21 protein-coding genes are annotated in these 20,460 nt (G+C 61.7%); 6 read left to right on the forward strand and 15 right to left on the reverse strand.

Annotation, left to right across the window (positions count from 1 at the left end):
- Window positions 1–67: 67 nt before the first annotated feature.
- Window positions 68–1,399 (reverse strand): polysaccharide biosynthesis/export family protein, encoded by a 1,332-nt coding sequence (locus AC07E3_RS11315; protein WP_478361951.1) that lies wholly within the window; start codon window positions 1,397–1,399, stop codon window positions 68–70.
- 324 nt (window positions 1,400–1,723) lie between these two features.
- Here AC07E3_RS11315 and AC07E3_RS11320 point away from each other — a divergent pair, with 324 nt between their 5' ends.
- From AC07E3_RS11320 to AC07E3_RS11345, 6 genes are all read left to right on the forward strand, one after another.
- Complete coding sequence (locus tag AC07E3_RS11320; RefSeq protein ID WP_478361953.1) at window positions 1,724–2,920, forward strand: glycosyltransferase; 1,197 nt, start codon at window positions 1,724–1,726, stop codon at window positions 2,918–2,920.
- 7 nt (window positions 2,921–2,927) lie between these two features.
- Window positions 2,928–3,305: a hypothetical protein gene (locus AC07E3_RS11325; RefSeq protein WP_336066257.1), complete on the forward strand. Its 378-nt coding sequence runs from the start codon at window positions 2,928–2,930 to the stop codon at window positions 3,303–3,305.
- A 468-nt stretch (window positions 3,306–3,773) separates the two neighbouring features.
- Window positions 3,774–4,763 (forward strand): hypothetical protein, encoded by a 990-nt coding sequence (locus tag AC07E3_RS11330; protein ID WP_478361955.1) that lies wholly within the window; start codon window positions 3,774–3,776, stop codon window positions 4,761–4,763.
- A 118-nt stretch (window positions 4,764–4,881) separates the two neighbouring features.
- On the forward strand, window positions 4,882–5,715 hold the full coding sequence (gene panB / locus AC07E3_RS11335; RefSeq protein WP_478361957.1) for a 3-methyl-2-oxobutanoate hydroxymethyltransferase: 834 nt from the start codon (window positions 4,882–4,884) through the stop codon (window positions 5,713–5,715).
- Entirely contained in the window at window positions 5,712–6,569 is an 858-nt protein-coding gene (gene panC, locus AC07E3_RS11340) for a pantoate--beta-alanine ligase (protein ID WP_478361959.1), read from the forward strand. The genes panB and panC overlap by 4 nt, the downstream gene beginning before the upstream one ends.
- 208 nt (window positions 6,570–6,777) lie before the next feature.
- The gene (locus AC07E3_RS11345; RefSeq protein WP_336066268.1) at window positions 6,778–7,020 is read left to right on the forward strand and encodes a hypothetical protein; all 243 of its coding nucleotides are present in this window, start codon (window positions 6,778–6,780) and stop codon (window positions 7,018–7,020) included.
- A 137-nt stretch (window positions 7,021–7,157) separates the two neighbouring features.
- On the opposite strand, the gene AC07E3_RS11350 is transcribed toward AC07E3_RS11345, so the two are convergent.
- The 14 genes from AC07E3_RS11350 to AC07E3_RS11415 all read right to left on the reverse strand — a co-directional run bounded on the left by AC07E3_RS11350 (window position 7,158) and on the right by AC07E3_RS11415 (window position 20,361).
- Entirely contained in the window at window positions 7,158–8,240 is a 1,083-nt protein-coding gene (locus tag AC07E3_RS11350) for an AI-2E family transporter (protein WP_336066271.1), read from the reverse strand.
- Window positions 8,224–8,736 carry a hypothetical protein gene (locus AC07E3_RS11355; protein ID WP_478361961.1) on the reverse strand — a complete coding sequence of 171 codons (513 nt, stop codon included), beginning with the start codon at window positions 8,734–8,736 and terminating at the stop codon, window positions 8,224–8,226. The genes AC07E3_RS11350 and AC07E3_RS11355 overlap by 17 nt, the downstream gene beginning before the upstream one ends.
- Window positions 8,737–8,778: 42 nt before the next feature.
- Complete coding sequence (locus AC07E3_RS11360; RefSeq protein WP_478361963.1) at window positions 8,779–10,365, reverse strand: phospholipase D-like domain-containing protein; 1,587 nt, start codon at window positions 10,363–10,365, stop codon at window positions 8,779–8,781.
- An 84-nt stretch (window positions 10,366–10,449) separates the two neighbouring features.
- Window positions 10,450–10,815: an ArsC family reductase gene (locus tag AC07E3_RS11365; RefSeq protein ID WP_065816157.1), complete on the reverse strand. Its 366-nt coding sequence runs from the start codon at window positions 10,813–10,815 to the stop codon at window positions 10,450–10,452.
- A 181-nt stretch (window positions 10,816–10,996) separates the two neighbouring features.
- The gene (locus AC07E3_RS11370; RefSeq protein WP_336066279.1) at window positions 10,997–11,758 is read right to left on the reverse strand and encodes an HpcH/HpaI aldolase family protein; all 762 of its coding nucleotides are present in this window, start codon (window positions 11,756–11,758) and stop codon (window positions 10,997–10,999) included.
- A gap of 8 nt (window positions 11,759–11,766) precedes the next feature.
- Complete coding sequence (hpaH, locus tag AC07E3_RS11375; protein WP_336066282.1) at window positions 11,767–12,549, reverse strand: 2-oxo-hept-4-ene-1,7-dioate hydratase; 783 nt, start codon at window positions 12,547–12,549, stop codon at window positions 11,767–11,769.
- A gap of 73 nt (window positions 12,550–12,622) precedes the next feature.
- Window positions 12,623–14,077, reverse strand: coding sequence for a 2-hydroxymuconic semialdehyde dehydrogenase (locus tag AC07E3_RS11380; RefSeq protein ID WP_336066284.1), 1,455 nt, complete (start codon window positions 14,075–14,077; stop codon window positions 12,623–12,625).
- 25 nt (window positions 14,078–14,102) lie between these two features.
- A complete protein-coding gene (locus tag AC07E3_RS11385; protein ID WP_478361965.1) occupies window positions 14,103–14,786 on the reverse strand; it encodes a class II aldolase/adducin family protein in 684 nt (227 codons plus the stop codon).
- A gap of 3 nt (window positions 14,787–14,789) precedes the next feature.
- The gene (locus AC07E3_RS11390; RefSeq protein WP_336066290.1) at window positions 14,790–15,647 is read right to left on the reverse strand and encodes a VOC family protein; all 858 of its coding nucleotides are present in this window, start codon (window positions 15,645–15,647) and stop codon (window positions 14,790–14,792) included.
- 17 nt (window positions 15,648–15,664) lie between these two features.
- Complete coding sequence (locus AC07E3_RS11395) at window positions 15,665–16,519, reverse strand: VOC family protein (RefSeq protein ID WP_336066292.1); 855 nt, start codon at window positions 16,517–16,519, stop codon at window positions 15,665–15,667.
- A 62-nt stretch (window positions 16,520–16,581) separates the two neighbouring features.
- Window positions 16,582–17,550: a TRAP transporter substrate-binding protein gene (locus tag AC07E3_RS11400; protein WP_336066294.1), complete on the reverse strand. Its 969-nt coding sequence runs from the start codon at window positions 17,548–17,550 to the stop codon at window positions 16,582–16,584.
- Window positions 17,544–18,518: a 3-hydroxyacyl-CoA dehydrogenase NAD-binding domain-containing protein gene (locus tag AC07E3_RS11405; protein WP_336066297.1), complete on the reverse strand. Its 975-nt coding sequence runs from the start codon at window positions 18,516–18,518 to the stop codon at window positions 17,544–17,546. The genes AC07E3_RS11400 and AC07E3_RS11405 overlap by 7 nt, the downstream gene beginning before the upstream one ends.
- On the reverse strand, window positions 18,518–19,789 hold the full coding sequence (locus tag AC07E3_RS11410; RefSeq protein WP_336066300.1) for a TRAP transporter large permease: 1,272 nt from the start codon (window positions 19,787–19,789) through the stop codon (window positions 18,518–18,520). The genes AC07E3_RS11405 and AC07E3_RS11410 overlap by 1 nt, the downstream gene beginning before the upstream one ends.
- Window positions 19,786–20,361 (reverse strand): TRAP transporter small permease, encoded by a 576-nt coding sequence (locus AC07E3_RS11415; protein ID WP_336066304.1) that lies wholly within the window; start codon window positions 20,359–20,361, stop codon window positions 19,786–19,788. Before AC07E3_RS11415 ends, AC07E3_RS11410 begins: the two co-directional genes overlap by 4 nt.
- Window positions 20,362–20,460: the final 99 nt, after the last annotated feature.

Here is a 20,460-nt window from a genome sequence, read left to right on the forward strand (position 1 = left end):
TTTTCGGGCCATTCCGATGCTCCATCAATAATTAGATCGCCGTGCGTCCGGACGGATGCACGGCGATCTAGCGAGACTGCGCCTGCCTGATCCCGTTTTCGAGGGAAGCGCGCGGCATCGAGGCGCGCAGCAGGTCTAGCTGCACATCCAGAACGTCGCCCGGTTCCAGCCCGGTCGTTTCAACTGCGTCCACACGCTGTTTCTCATCACCGCCGCGCAGGATGCTGAACCGCAGCGGCTGCTGCTCGAACGCCCTGTCCTCACGGTGCAGGATCGACGCCCCGGTTGCCTGAAGAAGCTGCTCCGTCATTCCACGGCGCAATTCCAGGTCGTCGATCTCCAGATTGACCCGTTGCAGCTCGGCGCCGATTTCCGTGCGCCTTGTGCCTTCGAGGCTGAGCGCATCACGCTCGGTCTCGCTCAGCCGCTGCCGCGCGCGCATGGATGCAACCGCGAGATCGAGCCGGCTCGACTGGAGGTCGGCAACAATGCGTTCAAGCCCTGTCTCGCGCGATTTCGTGACTGTGCCCTTTTTGACCAGCTGCGCGACATTGCCCAACTCTTCCTCGGCGATTTTGATCTGCCGGTCCTGCGCCACCATCTTTTCGCCGAGTATCCTGATCTCCTCTCGGAAAAGCAGTCCGAGTTCGTTCAGCGAGTTGCGCTGCCGCTCATAGGCATTGCGCCGGGCCTCGAATATCGCCCGCTCGTCCCGCACAAACTGTGCCGCGTGCCCGGCCAGCGGGCGTCCCTGAAGAGCGGCGTCGAAATCGACCTCCTTTCCCTCGACCAGTTCAGCTTCGAGCCGCGCTCGCCGAGTGGCAAGCTGCAGGAGCTGAAGATCGATGCGGCCGATCTCGCCGGCATAGCGGATTTGTTCGAGCTCCGAATAACCGCCCGTCAGATCAGATCTACGCACACGCCCGCCTGCCATGGCCAGCGCCTGCAAGACGTTGAGCCCCGGCTTGAACTCGAATTCTCCCGGCCGCTCCACACTCCCGGTGACGAACACAGACGGATAGCGCACCACTTCCACTGTGGTGGCCGGTGGCGCGATAAGGCCTGTCTTCTTTTGAAGTGCGGCGGCGATTTCGTCCGCGAACGCCTGGCTTGTCCTGCCGTCCGCTGCGATCGGCCCCACCAGCGGAAGGGCGATCATACCTGCCGAGGAAACGGTATATTCCCCGCTGAGGGCCGCCCATTCCCGATATTCGCCCTGCGCCTCCACCCATTCGACCACAGCGATCTTCACCCGCGTCTGCGGCATGAGCCGAAAATCGTCTTGTGCCCGTGCGGCATCACTGCTGGCGAGAATGCAGAGGATGAAGACAAACGCCGTGAGGACAAACGATCTCGCGCTGTCGAAAGAAATGGTGCGATCAGTCGTGCTTTGCTTCATCCTGCCCGTTCCGGAGATATCCATGGCGTTCGGGAAGGACGCAGAATCGCCTCCCCCACCGTCGATCATCGGGCGAAACGGCGCGAGGTAAATTCGGTTGAAATGGTGTGCGGCTAGTTCCTTTCGGCTAGAGCGCCTAAGTCCATTGGGCTTTTGACGCAGAACGGGCACCCCACGCGAAGCGTCAACGTCCGATCGGATGATGACCTAGCCCGTTTGAGCGCGCCGCTCCATCGTTCAGACACGCGTTCAACCGTATTGTCGGCGTGCCCCCGCGTGCCGTTTCAAAGCAATATCCCGGAGGGCAAATCCGGGAGAACCATCTTGCGTGTCGCCATCGTTCACTACTGGCTGGTCTCCATGCGTGGGGGCGAAAAGGTCGTCGAAGCCCTGTGCGACATGTATCCCGACGCCGATATCTTCACGCTGGTTTATGACGAAAAACGGGTTTCGGAGAAAATCCGCCGGCACCGGATCACCCCCTCCTTTCTACAGAAGATACCAGGTGCGAAACGGCACTATCAGTCGCTCCTGCCGCTGATGCCCTTCGCGCTGGAGAGCCTGGACGTCTCCGGATACGACCTCGTGATCTCCAGCGAATCCGGACCGGCCAAGGGCATCACGCCCGGCCCCCAGGCAACCCATGTCTGCTATTGTCACTCACCCATGCGCTATGTGTGGGACCACTATCATTTCTACCGGGCCAATGCCGGCCTGCCGGCACGGCTGCTCATGCCGTGGATCGCACCGGCGTTGCGCGCCTGGGACGTGACCACCGCTGCGCGCGTCGACGCCTTTGTCGCCAATTCGCGCCATGTGGCGGACCGGATCGGCAAATATTACCGCCGCCGGGCGACCGTGCTCAACCCTCCGGTGAACGTCGATGATTTCGCGCCCGTGAGCAACCTTGGCGACCATTATCTCGTCGCCGGCCAGCTTGTCGGCTACAAGCGGGTCGACCTGGCCGTGCGCGCGTTCACACGTATGGGCCGCAAGCTCGTCGTAATCGGCGAAGGACCGGAGATGGCGACGCTGAAGCGGCTCGCCGGGCCCAGCGTGATGTTTCTGGGCCGAACCCCCTTCCCGCAGCTGAAAGACATGCTTGCCCGCTGCCGGGCGCTCATCTTTCCGGGCACCGAGGATTTCGGGATCGTGCCGGTGGAGGCGATGGCGAGCGGCCGGCCGGTCATCGCCCATGCGAGCGGTGGCGTGCTCGATTCGGTCGTTCCCGACCAGACGGGGCTCCTCTTCGACGAGCAGTCCGAAGCCGGTCTCATCGATGCCGTGCGTCGCTTCGAGGCCATGGAAGGGACCTTTCATCCCGAGATCATCCGCCAGCATGCGCAGCAGTTCAGCGACGCTCACTTCAGACAGCGCATGCAGCAGATCATCGATGACGAGATTGCCAGGCGAAAGCCGATGCCGGTTTCGCTCTCACAGGCGGCGCGCAGACAGCCCCCCCTGCGCCCCCGGGTCGCCAGAGTGAAACTCCCCGACACACACTTGAGAAACGGAGCGTGACAGAGCCATGTTTTCAGTCCTGCGTATGAGGAGCGCGGCGCGTGACGAGGAAACCGATACACTGCGTTTCAACACGCTTCTGCACACGCTCGACCTTCTCGACAGGGAGTTGCGGGCTGAACGACGGGGCCTGAAGGAGCGCTGCGAGCGGATCGCGGCAACCGCCGCTTTCGCGCAGGAGCGCTTTGAAAGCAACGACCATGAGAACGCGCTCTCGACGCGGATCGACGAGATGACCCGCTCGATGAAGAACTACACGCGGCGGATGAATGCGCTTCAGCGCCAGATCGACCTTGTCGGTCAGCTGCGCGCGACCGCGTCGACCTTCACGGCGGACCACCATTTGCCCCCGGAGCCACGGGAGGCTCCCGGCTTGCGGCACTAACCCGCGCCGCAACGCGAAGCGTGGGATCCATGCCTTTCAAAATGATTAGAGGAGACCCGCCGATACGCTGACAAGATGAACGCCGTAACACCTAAGCGCAGGGGATTTGCACCAACGTTCTATCTGCACGACGCGCCGGGGCTTTTATGATTTCCAGCAGTTGAGAAGATTGAGAATCGTCGAATATAAAACGCTAAGTTACCGCCTTTATTGAGGTTTCGGAACTTGGCGCAGCGCAGAAACGAGGCTCCGGATCGCCAGTGCGAAGGCATGGCGAGGGATGTCTCCCGGTTCAAACGGAGAGGAGCGAACCGGGAGCGGGGGAGGACACGCGAACGATGGACACGTCTCGTGCGGAGAGGCTTCGCACCGGGCGGTAGACCAGGAAAGGTCGGCGAACCGGGCAGAACTCTGATGGCAAGCAGTGGCAGTTCAGAACGAGCACTTCAACACACAGACACAATCGGGATGCTCGCGCTCATCGAAGAGAACATTCGAGCCTTCGACCTGAGCCTTTCGGGACTGCGTGTCGTGGTTCCCGTCGACAGCCGATTTCTGGCAGCAACCGCAGCAACCGCCCTCATGGCGGGTGCCGCTGCCGTGACCGCCGTCACACCGACGGCCACCCGGTTCCAGTCAGCCGAAGAAGCGGCAGAGGCGACGCGTACACTGGTCGGGGCCGCCGGGCTCCTGGAAAATCTGTCGATCGACGAACGGATCGACCACGAGACCTGCCGTGCGACCAATGTCCTTCTCAATGGTCCATCCATCCGCCCGATCACGCGCTCGCTGATCGAACGCCTGCCCGACCATTCGGTCGTGGCATTGATGCACGAAGCCTGGATGACGCTGACAGGAGAGGTGGACATTGAGGCCTGCCTTGAGCACGACATCCCGATCTCCGCCGTCAACGAATCCCATCCGCTGGTGGGTGCCAGAGACTACCACCCGGCCCTCTGCCTCGCGCTGCTCAAGGATGCGGAAATCCCCGTGGCGGGGGCCGATATCGCACTGATCTGCGACAATCCTCTCTCCAACACGCTGGAACAGGGGCTGAGGCAGGCCGGTGCGCAGGTGGCTGTCGTCGCGCATGCCAATCAGATTTTCGAGCATGACTGGCGCGCCATCCTTCTCGCCAAGCGTCCCCGCGAGGAGCCGCGCCTCGGGATTCAGGATCTCGGCTGGATCGCCAAGAGCGCGCCCGACGCAACGGTGGTTCAGTACTGGGGAGATGTGGACCGGAAGGCGGCGCGGTATTTCGAGCTGAAGGTATGGCCGCAGCGCACACCCGGCAAGGGTCAGTGGGGAATACCGCTGGATACGCTGGGGCCCGGCCCGATATTGCAGCGCATCACAGGCGGTCTCAAAGCCGCCCAGTCCGTGCTCGCCGGAATGCCGACCGCACCCGACAGCCTGGCGCAAACCCTTACATCGACTGACATTTTCAACGGCGATTGACATTCGGCAATCTGCGCCGCAAGTCTTCGCATCCGCAAAAAACTGTGTCATATCCCTGTCGCAATCGTTCCGGCGCGGCACGTTCCGTACCAGTGGCGATACGCGAAGGGAGGACAGTTTGAGCGCAAACGCACGGATTACGGCACTGACGCCGCCCGACATCCTGGCGCGGAAGGGCGGCGATCCGCTCGTCTGCCTGACCGCCTACACCACCCCGCTTGCCCGCCTCGTGGACCGGCACTGCGACATCGTTCTCGTCGGTGATAGTGTCGGCATGGTCCTGCATGGCCTGCCAAGCACACTCGGCGTTTCGCTCGACATGATGATCATGCACGGCCAGGCTGTTCGGCGTGGCGTGGAACGCGCCCTACTCGTCGTCGACATGCCCTTTGGAAGCTACGAGGAAACGCCGGAGCAGGCTTTTCGCAATGCCGCCCGCATCATGGCCGAGACCGGATGCGCGGCCGTCAAGCTCGAAGGTGGCGAGACGATGGAAAAGACCATCCGGTTTCTGACCCGGCATGGCATTCCGGTCATGGCGCATATCGGCCTCACGCCCCAGGCGGTCAACAGTTTTGGCGGCTACAAAGTGCAGGGGCGCGGCGGCGACGCATTCCACATACTGCGGGATGCGGAAGCGGTGGCCGATGCGGGCGCATTCTCCGTCGTGCTTGAGAAGGTTCCCGCCACGCTCGCCGATCGCATCACCGAGACAATTGCCATTCCCACCATCGGCATCGGCGCATCGCGGGCCTGCGACGGGCAGATACTCGTGGTCGATGACATGCTCGGCATGTTCGACGCGTTCAAGCCGAAATTCGTCAAGCGCTTCGCCGAGCTTGGCGAGGCCGCGGATGCGGCCATCGCGGCCTATGCGCAGGAAGTCCGCTCCAGGGAGTTTCCGAGCGACGCCCATGTCTTCACCGATGGCAGGAAGGGAAAGACCGAATGAGCCCCAGCATCCTCCGCACGGTTGCAGAACTGCGTGAGCGCGTTCGCACATGGCGGTGCGCCGGCGAGCGTGTTGCCGTCGTGCCCACCATGGGCGCGCTCCACGAAGGTCATCTGAGCCTGGTGGAAGCAGCAAAGGCGCGCGCCGAACGGGTGATCGTCACGCTGTTCGTTAATCCCAGACAGTTCAACGACGAGTCCGATCTCGCCGCCTATCCACGCACGGAAGCCGACGATGCGGCCAAACTCGCGCCATTGGCTGTCGATGTCCTGTTCGCCCCTGCGGTAGAGGAGATGTATGGCTCCGGTTTCTCAACCACCGTTTCCGTCTCGGGTGTGAGCGATGGGCTGTGCGGAGCGCACCGGCCCGGCCATTTCGACGGCGTTGCGACTGTCGTCAGCAAGCTCCTCCTGCAGAGCGAAGCCGACATCGCCTGCTTTGGCGAGAAGGATTTCCAGCAGCTTCTGGTGGTGCGCCGGCTTGCCATCGACTTGAACATCCCGGTCGAGATCGTCGGTTGTCCGACGGTGCGGGAAGTCGACAATTTGGCGCTCTCATCCCGCAATATGCGCCTCACGACCGAGCAGCGGCGCATCGCACCCGCCATTGCAGATGTGTTGCTGAAAAGTGCGGCGCACCTGGCCACCGGTAGTGACGCTGCTCCCGTTCTGGAAGCGGCGCGGAACGCCCTGCAAAAAGCAGGGTTTGACCGGGTGGAGTATTTTGAACTGCGGGATGCAGAAACCCTCGAGCCTGTCCAGCGCGCCGATCGTCCTGCAAGGCTTCTTGCCGCCGCCTGGCTCGGAGAAACACGGCTGATCGACAATGTCCCTGTAGTTCCCGCGAACCTCTGAAACCCATGGGTGTTCCCTTCGAGGCTTTCAATGAGAATCGCGTAACACCCGCGTGAATATTCTTCCCAATGGCTTGATCGAAAGTGGCCGCGGTTTTCGCCAGCACTTGATTTCTCGGTGATCGCCTATCCTGCGATGGTCCCGGCATCGGCGCTTGCTATGTCTCGCCGAGATTACAAAGCAAACCAGATGCGACACGGAGATCATCATGAAAACCGCAATTCTTGCAGCACTCGCCACACTCATCCTCGCCGCGCCTGCAGCGGCGCTTGAGCCGATCAAAGGGAGCCTGAACTACAATGCCGATCAGACCGCCCTGAGCAAGACGCCCGTCGGTTCGGTAACCTTCAACGAATTCCATAACGGCGGCAACCGCTACCGTGAGGTCTATGTGGTCGATACTGATCGTCGGTTGAAAATCGTCAACCGCTCTGTGGTCGACAACTCCTAAATCCAGTTCCAATCGCGCTCAAACGGCCCCGCTTCGTGAACTAACGCCCGAAAGTTGGACACCAACTTCGGGGGGCAGTTCATTTGCGGGGCCGGTTTTCGTTTTCTGGCAGAAAGAAGGGCGATTCCAGAGCACCTTCACTCATCATCGCCATTGCGAAATACGGCCTGCACATCGTCTGCAAGAAGCAGCGCGATCGGCCGCGTGCTCTCGAAGTTGGCCATGATGATGGCGATGATCGAAGTCAGGGGGATGGCAAGAATGGCCCCGGGGATGCCCCATAGCGACGTCCAGACCGCCAGGGACACCAGAACGACGAATGGCGACATGTTGATCCTGCGGCCAATCATGCGCGGTTCAAGGGCATTGCCCACCCACATCTGCGCCGAGGTCAGCAAGACCGCGACCAGAAGCGTCGTCTGGAGTGATCCGTACTGCGCCAGTGTCAGAAGCACGGGGAACATCACACCAAGCAGCGAACCGACATAGGGTATGTAGTTTAAAAGGCCGATCAGAACTGCCCAAAAGAGCGCGAAATCGACGCCGAAGAGCTTGAGCACGACAAAGGAGAGGAGGCCAAGAATGATGTTCACAAACGTCTTGACCGCCAGATATTCTCCAATGCTGCGATTGATGTCGCGCACAATTGTGTGGGTCTGGCTTGCCCTGTCTCTTGGAAGAGCAGCGGCGATCTTTCTCGCAAAGCCACCCCGTTCCGCCATCAGAAAGGTCGAGTAGACAACCGCCATGAAGATGATGCCGGCCAGAGAACCGACCGAACCAAGACTGACAGCCGCGAGGCGCTGAAGATTGATGCGTCCCCATAGTGTTTCAATAAGGGTTGAAAGATTGGGAATCTCTTCGATATCGAAGCGGGAAAGGATGCCGGTGAGCATGTCCGTCAGGTTCTTCTGATACACCGGCAGACGCGCGATCACCTGTTCGGCTGTGCCGACCATCACACTGGCCAGCATGACCAGGGCCAGAACAAAAATTGCCAGAACGAGGCCGCGCCGCATCCACTCGGGAAGACGGCCGAGCACCGGCAGGCGCCCCAGCGCTTCAGACGCGGTCAAGAGAACATAGACCGAGATCACCGCAATGAAGATCGGCATCAGGACCGAGCGCCCGATCACCAGTATCCACCCGATCAGAACCGTGAGAATGACGGCAAGAACCAGGGTGATAAATGCGCGAAGCGGGTCAGTTTTCTCCAGCATGTCTCTTCAATCGCAACGACAGCAGCACGAGCGCGACACCGCTGGCCAACAGTTCCAGAGCCACAACCAGGCCGAAATTGATCGTCACGCCGAGAAGGACGATCGCACCAAGGATTGCGGAAACGCCACCTGCTCCGAGAAGTACGGGGAACACACGATCGCCGTGCAGACTACGTCCCACCCAGAGTTTCGCCGCACCCGACGCAATCAAAAGCGCTCCGAGGAGAAACTGCAACAGGCGACCATCCCCGAAAGGGCCGAGTAGAAGAGACAGGCCGAGAAAGACACCGGCGAGCGCCAGCAGTCCGGCACCGATCATCGTCGGGACACTGGGCGGCTTATAGGCTGCCCATCCCTGCAGGGCGCCAACAAGGATCAACGCCCAGCCGCCCAGTGTCAGCGTCAAACTGGAAGCGGAACCGAGGTTGAAAAGAGCGGCAAGACCGCCGATCAGAGCAACAATCCCCGCGAGCAACCACAACATCCAGTGCTTCATCTTCCCCTCCGTTCGGCCTCAAACGTTTTTTGGGACCTCCGGCTAAAGCAGCCACTCCACCGGAAGCCAGCCGGCAACCACTGTTGCCACCTGCTGGAACCACGTGGCGCCGGGCTCCTCCTGATAGATGACCGGATCCTGCTGTCGCCGTTCCTCCACCCAAATCATTTTGTTCTCTGGGGTCAACCGAGGTTGATAACTGACCAGCCCCAGCCTCTCGTCGAATCCCTCGCTGACCTTCCGGGCCATGTTCTCGCTATCGATCAGGAAGCCCATCTCACAGTTCAGGATCGCCGATCGCGGATCGAAATTGAAAGAACCGATAAAAATGCGTTCGCCGTCAACGGCGAAGGTCTTTGCGTGCAGGCTGGCACCCGAAAGACCGAATGGCTTTAGCTGAATCTCGGAGCCCTGCGTCACGCCGCCACGCAGTTTCAGCTCGTAGAGCTTTACCCCTGCCTCGAGGAGCCCTCGCCGATATTTGGCGTAGCCGCTGTGCACGAGGAGCACATCCGTCGTGTTGAGTGCGTTGGTCAGAATGCGCACCTGCCTGCCGGCCTTTGCCAGATCGCTGAAATAGCTGCTTCCGATCTTTCCGGGAACAAAGTAGGCCGAGATCAGATCGAGCCGTTCCTGCGCCTCACCAAGGATCGCGCCGAGCCGCATGATCATTAGCTGATCGCGCGTGGCGATCCCCTCTCCCTTTACCGGGTCATCGGCAACGAGCTGGACATCCGTCCATTCCAGCGCCTCACCACCCCCGGCATAGCGTTCGGCACTGCTTTCCAGCTCGGCCAGAACCGCGTGCGCTTCCTCGCTCGAGCGCACCTGCGCGACACGGGCCTCAAATGCCTGCAAATCTCCCGAACCGGGGATGATCTTCTCGACGCCATAGACCGAGGCGCTGTTCCAGTATTCGTCGAACACCGCAGCTGTTTCGGGAAGAATCGCGCCTGTCGCCAGCACATCCATGTCGACGTAGAACGCCTCGCCGATCTGGAAATACTCGTCGCCGATGTTGCGGCCACCGACGATTGCCGCAGCGCCGTCGACGATAAACGACTTGTTGTGCATGCGCCGGTTCATGCGGAAGAAATCGAAGGTGTAGCCGAGGAGCTTCGGCCGACGAACCGTCGACGGGTTGAACAGGCGAATGTGGAAATTCGGCAGGGCGTTGAGCGAAGCCATGTGGGCATCGAGCCCCGGCACCCCATTGTCGTCGAGCAGGAGCCGCACCCGCACACCGCGTGCCGCCGCTTCGCGCAGCGCAGCCAGCAGAAGGATACCCGACGTATCGTCGTGCCAGATATAGTACTGCGCATCGATGGAGCTTTGCGCGTGCTCGATCAGAGCCAGCCGGCTCGCCAGCGCGTCCTTGCCATCGGCAAGCGGCAGAACGCCTGTCTTGCCCGGATGCGCCGCCTCGCCCGCCTGCAGCAGCCGGCCGAGTTGCGTCGCAGGGTCGGCGGCGCTCGCGTTCTGCGGTTCCCTGTCCGAGATATCGGGCAATGGAAAGACAAGCCGGAGGACGATAACCGCCAGCACAACCGCGAGGGCTATGGAAATCAGACCGAACATAATCTGCTTTATACGCACGAAGCCCCCTTCCCGCACGAATGGAGTGCCCATTTTATCCCAACTGTGGGAAAGCAAGGCAAGGAAGGGTTTCACCGGTAGGCATCGCGCACCCGCGGCACTGGTCCCGGCCTGCGCTCAGGCAGAGAACGCAGCTTCGTAGATTTCCGGCTTGAATCCGACCAGCCGCCGGTCTCCGAGATCAAGCACCGGGCGCTTGATCATGGCCGGCTGTTCTTCCATCAGGCGAACCGCCTTCCCGGCATCCATATCGGCCTTGTCTGCGTCGGAAAGTTTTCGGAAAGTGGTGCCGGCGCGGTTGAGAAGCTTCTCCCAGCCAACCTCCTCCACCCACGCCTCCAACCGCGCGCGCTCAATGCCGACGGCCTTGTAGTCATGAAACGCATAGGCAATGTCATGCGCCTCAAGCCAGGCCCGCGCCTTCTTCATCGTGTCGCAGTTCTTGATGCCGTAGATCACGGGGGGCTTTGATTCTGTCACCACCGGTTCGCTCCCATTCCATTATGCCATGACCGCACAGCCACCTGATTTCGCTCATGGTTTTCAGATGGCAGGAATCACGTATCGACAAAATAGCCTCAGTACGCGGGCTCTTGAAAGCGCTGTCCTTCCCACACTTCCGCGGGTTGTGCAATTTGCCGGACACGGGGCTCAAATGGCCTCTTCAGGCCATTTGTTCGGAAAGACGATCTGCAGCCTTCACCAATAGCCCCAGATCCACGCCGGCGGCAACGAACTGATAGCCCCAGTCGCGGTAGCGCCTCGCATCTTCGGGACTGGTTGCAAGGATGCCGGCTGGCTTGCCGAGCAGCTTGAGCTGGTCCACCGCTCCCCGCAATGCCTTCTGCACATCTTCATGGCCAGGATTGCCCAGATGCCCGAGCGAAGCGGCAAGATCGGACGGGCCGATGAAAACGCCATCGACCCCGTCGACCGTGGCAATCTCGCCCAGTGCCTCCAGCGCCTCGCCCGTCTCGATCTGCACCAACAGGCAGACTTCGCGATTGGCGACCTTGAAATAGTCCTTCGCGCGGCCGTAGCGGCTGGCGCGCGTGCTGCCGGCGACGCCACGAATGCCCTCCGGCGGATAGCGCGTGGCCGCAACGGCAGCGCGCGCTTCGGCGGCGTTCTGGACAAACGGAACGAGAATGGTCTGCGCGCCGATGTCGAGCACGCGCTTGATGAGCACCTTGTCGTTCCAGGCCGGGCGCACGATGGCTTCGGCAGAGCCGCCGGACGCCGCCTGCAACAGCGGATAAAGCCCCGCCACTTCCACCGGCGAATGCTCGCTGTCGAAGAGCAGCCAGTCGAAACCGGCATCCGCCAGCGCTTCGGCGGCAATGGGGCTGCACAGGCTGCTCCAGAGGCCGATCAGCGTTTCGCCGGCCAGAAGCCGCTTCTTGAACGTGTTTTCCAGGCTCTTCACAGCGGACCTCAGACGAACTGGACGGCAACGCTGCCGAGCGGGCCGAAATCCGCATGCAGCGTATCGCCCTTCTGCGCCCAGACAGGCCGCGTGAAGGAGCCTGACAGCATCATGTGGCCAGGCTCCAGCGTGATGTCGAACGGCGCGAGCTTGTTGGCGAGCCACGCGATCGCCATCGCCGGATGGCCGAGCACACCGGCGGCAAGGCCCGTCTCCTCGATCTCTGAATTCCGGTAGAAAACCGCACCGACCCAGCGCAGATCCACCTCGTCGGGCCGCACCGGCCGGCCACCGAGCACGATGCCGGCGGCAGCGCCATTGTCGGCAACCGTGTCGAAAATCTTGCGCGGCTCGGTGACGCGGGCGTCGATGATCTCGATGGACGGCACCACATATTCCGTGGCGCGCAGCACGTCGATCAGGCCCACATTCGGTCCCTTGAGCGGTTCCTTCAGGATGAAGGTCAGTTCCGGCTCAACGCGCGGCACGCAGAAATTCTCGAAGGGAACCTTCGCGCCGTCATTCAGGATCAGATCGTCGAACAGATAGCCGTAGTCAGGCTCGTCGATCTTCGAGCTGGCCTGCATCGCCTTGGAGGTTAGGCCGATCTTGTGGCCGATGATCTTCGCCCCGGCCCTGACACGTTCTTCGGCGACCGCGGACGAAATGGCGTAGGAATCCTCGATCTGGATGTCCGGGAACATTTCCGAGGGGCGACGGCCCTGCACCTTGGTGCGGTGGCTTTCGAGCAGGGAGCGAACCGCTTCCGCGCGCTGTTCTTCGCTAAGCATTATGAATGTCCTCTGAAGCGATTTCAGGAAAAGTGGGAACCGGACTTCGGTCCGAAGCTGCGCAAAGCAAAGGTCAGAGCTTTACGCAGACATTGCGCAGTTCGGTGTAGAATTCGAGCGAATGAACGCCGCCCTCGCGGCCAATGCCCGAGCGTTTGGAGCCGCCAAAGGCGGTGCGCAGGTCGCGCAGGAACCAGCAATTGACCCAGGTGATGCCGGCGTCGATCCGGCCGGCCACGCGGTGCCCGCGCGACAGGTTTGTGGTCCAGATCGAGGTCGCCAGCCCGTAGGGGCTGTTGTTGGCGAGCTGGATCGCCTCTTCTTCATCGTCGAAAGGCGTGATGTGCGTGCAGGGACCAAAAATCTCGTCGCGCACGACGGGCGAATCTTCCGGGAGGCCGGTCCACACCGTCGGCTCGACCCAGCTTCCGCCTTCATAGCCCTGAATGGAGGGCACCCCGCCGCCGGCGAGAATCTCCGCGCCACCGGCCTTCGCCTTCTCATAATAGGAGAGCACCTTGCGGCGATGCTCCTCGCTTATGAGCGGCCCCATTGTCGTTTTCTGGTCGAACGGATCGCCATAGGCATAGGCTCTCGCTCTTGCCGCGAGTTTCTCGGCCACCTGATCGAAGATACCGCGCTGCACATATAGCCGTTCGGTGCCAAGGCACACCTGCCCCGTATTGGCGAAACAGGACCGGCCAAGCCCCTCTATGGTGATGTCGATGTCCGCGTCGTCGAACACGATGCCCGGGTTTTTGCCGCCAAGCTCCAGCGACACCGGACGCACGCCGCGCGAGGCCGCCGCCATGATGGCCTCACCCGTCGTCGTTTCGCCCGTGAAGGTGATCGCGTCCACGTCGGGGTGGCTCGACAAGAACTCGCCCGTGCTGCCGCCGCCAAAACCATGCACGACATTATAGACGCCTTCGGGAATGCCGGCCTCGTTCATCACCTCACCGAGCAGTGTGGCGGTGGCCGGTGTTTCTTCCGATGGCTTCACCACCACCGTGTTGCCACAGGCCAGTGCCGGCGCGACCTTCCACGTCATCAGGAGCAGTGGCAGGTTCCACGGGCAGACGACGCCGATGACGCCGCGCGGCATGCGGATCGCGTAGTTCAGCGCCCCGGCGCCGTCCGGCGTCGCCATCTCGAATGCTTCGGTCGCCACGCTGGCGATCTGATCTGCGAAAACGTTGAAATTGGCCGCGCCACGCGGAATGTCGATATGGCTGGCAATGGAGACGGGCTTGCCCGTATCCATGATCTCGGCGCGCAGGAATTCGTCGAAGCGCGCATTGATGCCATCGGCCACCTTTCGCAGAAGCGCGATGCGTTCCTGCACGCTCAGCCGTGCCCATGGCCCCGTGAGCGCCCTTTTTGCCGCCGAAACCGCGGCATCCACATCCTGCTCGCCGGCCGAGGAGACGAGCGACTGCACCTCGCCCGTTGCCGGGAAACGGTTTTCGAACAGGTCGCCTGTGCCATCGACAAAGCGGCCGTTTATGAAATTCTGAATACGCTTCACGTAATCTCGTCCTTCTTGCGGAAACTCAGAGTTCGGGATCGCCTGCCGTGAGGAAATCCCACATGCGCTCGAAAATGCGGCCGGCCTTCGTGGCCCGTTCGTTCGCCCCTTCGGCGGTAAAGGTCGGCGGCTCGTCGCCAAGCCCGGCTGCCAGCGCTTCAAGCTCGATGCGGCAGGCATCTTCCAGATACCAGGCAAGCACGATGGCCTCTTCCAGCGTGTCGCCCGCCGTCACCGCACCGTTGCCGCGCATCAAAACGGCGCGGGCATCGCCCATGGCGGCGAAAACGCCTCTGGCCTTTTCATCATCGCGCACCAGCTGCGGATGATCCCAGAGCGGCGGCTCCGGCGCGAAATAGGCGCCAAAGCCGTGACGTGCCTTCGGTGACCTGCCGAGGGCTGCAAGCGCCATCATCTTCGGCGACATGAAGCGGGCCACGCCGCCGACCGTCGGGCGGTTGCGATAGATTTCCTGATGGATACGCACCTCGCCCAGAACGCCTTCCGGCAGCGGCCCGCTGACCGGCACAACGGTGCAGGTTTCGCCCCGCTTCACCAGCCCCATGGGCTGTGGTGGACAGACGAGAAAACGTTCCGCATCGATCCGCGTCGAGCAATGGCCGTAGGCATGAGCAAGCCCATGCCTGCCAAGCGCCCGCGCCGCCATGCGCACCCGGCGCGCCAGATCGTCCATATCGGTCTGTGTCACGGCTCAGTCCTCGAACGCGGCGATGTTGGGCTTCGCGCCCCAGTGGCAGAAGCCAACGGGTTCGAAGGCGAATTGCCGGTCGCGCCACAGGGGTTCGTCGTGGATTTCGCAGACGCCGGTCGAATATTCGAAGGTCATGCCATCGGGGCCGCTGAAATACAGAAACTGCGCAGACGATGTGGGATGGCGACCGGGGCCGAAAGTGATGTTGATCTGACGGTCGCGGATGAAATTGGTCGAGCGCTGGATGTCGTCGGTCGACTCCACCTGGTGGTTGATGTGCTGGATGCCGGCCTTGTGATAGGGAAACAGCGCAATCGTGTGGTGGATCGAGCCAAGCCGCATCAGCGGCGCGTCTCCAATGCGGTCGGAAACGCGCGCGTTGCAGACCGTGGTCCAGAATTTCTCATCCCGCTCCAGATCGCTGGAGCACAGGCCCACATGGCTGAAGCCCGTGATGCCCGCATCACGCGTGCCGTGGTAGCGCTGGCCGGAAATGGCCGGGCGCACGACGAATTCGATGCTGTTGCCTGTCGGGTCGCTGAAACGGATGAACTCACGCACATGACGCGCCTCGCATTCCTCGCGGGTGCCGTAATACACCTTCTGCTGCAAGGTTTCGAGGGTGGCAGCGGCGGCGTGCAGATCCGCCGATGAGCCAAGCTCGAACGCGGTCACCTGGTCTTCCGGATCGCCTTCGAAATAGCACAGCGTGTGGTCGCGGCTGTCGGATTTGAAGTGCACGGCACCCTTGCGATCTTCGGACACTTCCAGCCCGAGAATGTTCTGTGCAAACCAGACCGCCCCTTCCAGATCGCGCGTGCCGAGACGGCAGTAGACCACGTCCTTCAACTCGATCATGTCGGTTCTCCTGTCGGTTACGCGCCCGAAAATTCAGGCTCGTTGGTGGGGGAGCCCCATGCGCAATGGGAAAGGGCCGTATCGGGAAACTGGCGCGGCGTGCGCTCAGGCTCGGCCTCGTTCATGCCCGTGGAATAGCTGAAGAGCACATCGCCCGGCCCGCGGGTGGCGACGAAAATCTTCTCCGACGCCGGCTGACGGCCCGGCCCATGGACGATGGGCATCTGCCGCGCCTGCAGGAAATAATGGTTCTGCATCACATTGTTGATCGACTCGACGGCGAAGTCGACGCCCAGTATGCCGTCGCGGGCGGAAGGATAGAGCGCGATGCGGTGATGCGCGCCGTCAATGCGGACATAGGCGGCATCGCCGGCCCAGTCGGAGACGGCGCCGCCCAGAACGCGCGTCCAGAAATCCTCATTGGCAGCGATGTCGGTGCAGGCCAGCGACACGGAAGAGATTTCTGTGATGCCCGCATCGCGCGGACCGTGATAGCGCCAGCCGGATGTGAGCGGACGCCAGACGAGTTCAACCGTGACACCGTTGGGCGCGCTGGTCGCGATGCCCTTCTTGATCTTCCGCGCGGCACAGGCCGCCTGATCGAATTCGGAGACGGAGAACCCTTCGGCGCGCAGCCGCTCGGCCATCGCGGTCAGGTCTTCGTCGCGGGCGACGGTCAGGGCGACTGCCGCATCCGTTTCAGCGGCGCTGAAGCAGAGCGAATAGGCGCGCGCATCGGAGCGGAAGTAGGCGCGCTCCTCTTCCCGCGCAAACTCCTGCAACCCGACGATATCGGTGGCGAAGGCGGCTGCCTGTTTCAGGTCTCCGGTCGCCAGCCGCACATAGCGAAGATCGCGATAGGGTCCGCTCACAATATCCTCCACATTTCCGTGCGGAGCGCTTTACGCGCCCCGCCTTTTTGATCTCGATGGCCTCAGAGCCCCGAGGCTTCCGCTTCCAGTTTTTCAAGCATTGGGGCCTTGGTGCGCCATTCCTTGTACCAGTTGTCGATCGCCACACCGAAGAAGGCGCGGTCGATCGTGATCACCGGCACTTCGGTGCCTTTCAGCTTTTCGAGATAGTCCGCGTCGATTTTCGCATAGGAGCCCACCAGCGTGTCGAGATGCGCCTTCAGCACGTCCTCGATGATCGCCTGATCCTCGGCGGGAACCGCACCCCATTTTCGCCCGGAACCGACGGCGATCATCGGGAACATCATGTGGTTGGATTCGATGATCGTGCCAGCATGCTCGTAATACTTGCTGTTCCAGGTGCCTTCGAAGTCGATCTGCATGCCGTCGACTTGCCCATTGGCGAAGGCATCATAAAGCGCCGGCAAAGGCATCGGAGTCGGAGCAGCCCCCACCTTGACCCAGAAGTCGAGTTCCGGCGCAAAGGGCACCGTGCGGATTTTCTTGCCCGAAAGCCCGCCAACGTCCTTTACCTCGCCACGCATGACAATCTGGCGCAGGCCGGCCATCGCATAGCCGAAACCTTTCAGGCCGAACTTGTTTACACCGTCGAGCAGTTCGCCCGCCGTGTCGCCCTTCAGGAGCTTTTGCGCGCCGGCAACATCCTTGACGATATAGGGAGCCAGAAAAATGCCGTAGTTCGGATCGCGGTTGGCGAACTCTCCCAGCGTGAGAAAGGCGAAGTCCAGCGCGCCCGTCTGCAATTGCTGGAGCATCTGCGCTTCGTTGCCGAGCTGGCCGCTCGGGAAGATCAGAAGCTCGACGCGTCCGTCGGTCTTTTCCTTGAGTTCTTCGGCGATTGTGTTGGCCGTCACCGTCCATTGATGCGGCGGCGGCGTGATGAGACCGAGCCGGTATTCTGCGGCACCGGCGATCTGCGTTGCCAGCATGACGCCGGCAATGGCGAGCGCACCCGCAATCTGTTTCAGCATGTTTCTTCCTCCCGTTTGTAATGCTTCGACCCGTTCCGGCCTTCCGTGCCGGACAACAGATTGAGAATGTCAGGCACCCGCGCATCCCGCCGGCCGGCGAGCGCTTGGGCATCCACCAGATCGGGACTTTGCGCGACGCCATCGATGAGAGCGGCGCGGGTTTCCGCGTCGAGGCGGGGCGCACCAAGCGAGGCCCACCACTTTTCCACCTCCGGCCCCAGATCGTCGAAAAACTTCGCCAGACCGGCATCGCCGCCTGCCAGATGGAAGATCGCCGTCGGTCCGGTCACGCACCAGCGCGCGGCAAGCCCCCTGGTGACCGCCTTTTCAATGTCGTCGACCGACGCGACACCTTCCGCCGCCAGATAAACCGCCTCGCGCCACAGCGCGGCCTGAAGACGGTTGACCAGATGGCCGGGCATTTCGCGCCGAAGCCGCAGCACCGTCTTGCCGATGCCGGAATAAACGGCCTCCGCAATGTCCATCGCAAGCGCGTCCGTCTTCGCGCCGGCGCAGATTTCCACCACCGGCATGAGGTATGGCGGATTGCAGGGATGACCGATCACAAGGCGTTCGGGATGGGTCAAAGCATCCTGAATATCGCTTGGCGACAGGCCCGACGTGCTGGACGCGATCACCGCATCCGCCGGCAAATGCCGCTCGACCCTGACAAGCACCTCTCTCTTGAGTTCCAGCCGCTCCGGAAGGGCTTCCTGCACGAAGGCCACGGCCTCCGCGACATCATCGAGCCGGGCGATGTGGGACGGCGGTGCCACATCGGCGCGGGCGCTTCCAAGCCGCTCCAGAACGGGCAGAGCCTTTTGCCAGACCAGATCGAGGCGCGGGACCGTGTCCGGCGCCGGGTCATAAACCTGTACCGGGTGCCCGGCAGCCGCAAATGCAGCCGCCCATCCGCAGCCGATGGTTCCGCCTCCGATGATCAGGACAGGTGCTTTCGCGTTGACCATCACAAAAACTCCTTCAGGCCCGTTGCCAGCCATGGAAAGAAGGCCAGAAGAACCAGAACCACGGCGACGGCCACAAAGAACGGCGTGACCAGCCACGCAATGCGCTCGGCCTTCACTCCACCCATCAGGGCGGCGGCGAAAAGGCCTGTTCCCACCGGCGGCGTCAGCAGACCCAGCGTCAGATTCAGGCAGACGATGACGCCGAACTGGAACGGATCGATGCCATAGACATCCGTGGCGACCGGCAGCAGAACCGGAACCACGAGAATGATGGCGGGGATCGGGTCCGTGACCATGCCGAGCATCAGAAGAAGCAGGTTGAGAAGCAGCAGGAACACGATGGGCGACGCGGTGATGAGTTGCAGCCCTTCCGCCACCCGCGCCGGCAGGTTTTCGAAGGTGATGACCCAGCTGAACACCTGCGCCGCCGCTATGAGAAAGAGCACCACGGCGGCACTGCGCGCGGCATTGGCAAAAGCCGGAAAAATGTCTGCCACGCTCATCTCTCGATAGACGAAGAGACCGGTCAGCATCGCCGCAAGCGTGGCAATGGCGGCGGCTTCCGTCGGCGTTGCAAGGCCGCCCAGAATGCTGCCGATAATGACGGCGGGAATGGCCAGCGCCGGGAGCGCATCAAGCAGTGCCGCCAGACGCCTCCGGATCGAAAGGCGTTCCGAATGCGGGAAGGCATAAAGCCTTGCAAAAACGGCAATCACCACGATGAAGGAAACGAACATCATCGCGCCCGGCACGATGCCTGAAATGAACAGATCGCCAATCGGCATCTGCGCAACCACGCCAAAGATGATGAACAGCATGGAAGGCGGGATGATCGGGGCCAAAAGACCGCCAGCCGCCGTGATGCCCACGGATACGTCGCGCGGATAGCCGGCCTTTTCCATCTCCGGCACGGCGATCTTCGACATGATGGTGATCTGCGCCACGGTCGAGCCGAGGATCGAGGCCATCAGCATGTTTGCGATGAGATTGACATAGGCGAGACCGCCCCGCACCGACCCAAGCAATGCAAGTGACAGGCTCATGAGACGCCGGCCTATACCGCCGGCGTTCATGAATTCGCCAAGCAGAATGAACATGGGCAGAGCCAGAAGGCCGTAATTTTCAAGCCCGCCGAAGAGCTGCTGGGCATAGGACTGAAGCAGCACCGTGTTGCCGCTGACGGCGATGAACACCAGCGCCGTTGCGGCGAGAACGAAGGCAATGGGCAGGCCGACGAGCAGAAGGGCAAGGAATGAGCCGGCAATCGTCATCGCCCGCCCTCCCCGCCGCGCAGGCGCGTCGTCAGGTTGGCCGCTGCGTGAAGCGTACCGCTCAGAAAGAAGGCAGGCAGGATCAGCCAGAACCAGACCTTGCGCATGGCGATGGTCGTGGTCGGTTCTTCATAGATGAAGTTAAAGCTTTGCTGGCTGAAATCGGCAAGCGTCTCAGCGGAGAGCACGCCGACCGGATCGAACCAGTTCCAGAGAATGACGCCCAAAATGGCGAAGAAGACCAGCAACGCTGCGTCAACACCGATCAGAAGCGCCCTGCGGCTTGCCGCCGGCAGCATGTCGGTAAAAAGGGTCATGGCGATGTGATCACGGTTGCGGATGCCGATGGACGCGCCGATGAGCGCGGCCCAGATCATCACATAGATCGCCAGCTCATCCACCCAGATCAGAGGCGAACCGAGACTGCGCGTCACCACATTCAAAAGCAGCAGCAGAAAGACGACGCAGAGCAGCAGACCGGCGCAATACCACTCGACCGCCGCAAGGCGGGCGCTGACGCGTTCCAGCGCACCAGCCCGTTCGGTTCGTTCTTCAGACAATATGCTCGACATCAGCAGAAACTGCCGCCTCCTCCAGGCTCCGTCCCCAACGCTGCGAATAAAATATCGATATTATTTGCAAGTCAACAAAAATATCGATATTTTTCCAAT

The organism is Nitratireductor lacus, from assembly GCF_056431025.1.

Coding starts and splice junctions, on each gene's coding strand:
- AC07E3_RS11315 (WP_478361951.1), bottom strand. CDS start 1,399: ATGAAGCAAAGCACGACTGATCGCACCATTTCTTTCGACAGCGCGAGA.
- AC07E3_RS11325 (WP_336066257.1), top strand. CDS start 2,928: ATGTTTTCAGTCCTGCGTATGAGGAGCGCGGCGCGTGACGAGGAAACC.
- AC07E3_RS11330 (WP_478361955.1), top strand. CDS start 3,774: ATGCTCGCGCTCATCGAAGAGAACATTCGAGCCTTCGACCTGAGCCTT.
- panC (WP_478361959.1), top strand. CDS start 5,712: ATGAGCCCCAGCATCCTCCGCACGGTTGCAGAACTGCGTGAGCGCGTT.
- AC07E3_RS11345 (WP_336066268.1), top strand. CDS start 6,778: ATGAAAACCGCAATTCTTGCAGCACTCGCCACACTCATCCTCGCCGCG.
- AC07E3_RS11350 (WP_336066271.1), bottom strand. CDS start 8,240: ATGCTGGAGAAAACTGACCCGCTTCGCGCATTTATCACCCTGGTTCTT.
- AC07E3_RS11355 (WP_478361961.1), bottom strand. CDS start 8,736: ATGAAGCACTGGATGTTGTGGTTGCTCGCGGGGATTGTTGCTCTGATC.
- AC07E3_RS11360 (WP_478361963.1), bottom strand. CDS start 10,365: ATGGGCACTCCATTCGTGCGGGAAGGGGGCTTCGTGCGTATAAAGCAG.
- hpaH (WP_336066282.1), bottom strand. CDS start 12,549: ATGCTTAGCGAAGAACAGCGCGCGGAAGCGGTTCGCTCCCTGCTCGAA.
- AC07E3_RS11390 (WP_336066290.1), bottom strand. CDS start 15,647: ATGATCGAGTTGAAGGACGTGGTCTACTGCCGTCTCGGCACGCGCGAT.
- AC07E3_RS11400 (WP_336066294.1), bottom strand. CDS start 17,550: ATGCTGAAACAGATTGCGGGTGCGCTCGCCATTGCCGGCGTCATGCTG.
- AC07E3_RS11405 (WP_336066297.1), bottom strand. CDS start 18,518: ATGGTCAACGCGAAAGCACCTGTCCTGATCATCGGAGGCGGAACCATC.
- AC07E3_RS11410 (WP_336066300.1), bottom strand. CDS start 19,789: ATGACGATTGCCGGCTCATTCCTTGCCCTTCTGCTCGTCGGCCTGCCC.
- AC07E3_RS11415 (WP_336066304.1), bottom strand. CDS start 20,361: ATGTCGAGCATATTGTCTGAAGAACGAACCGAACGGGCTGGTGCGCTG.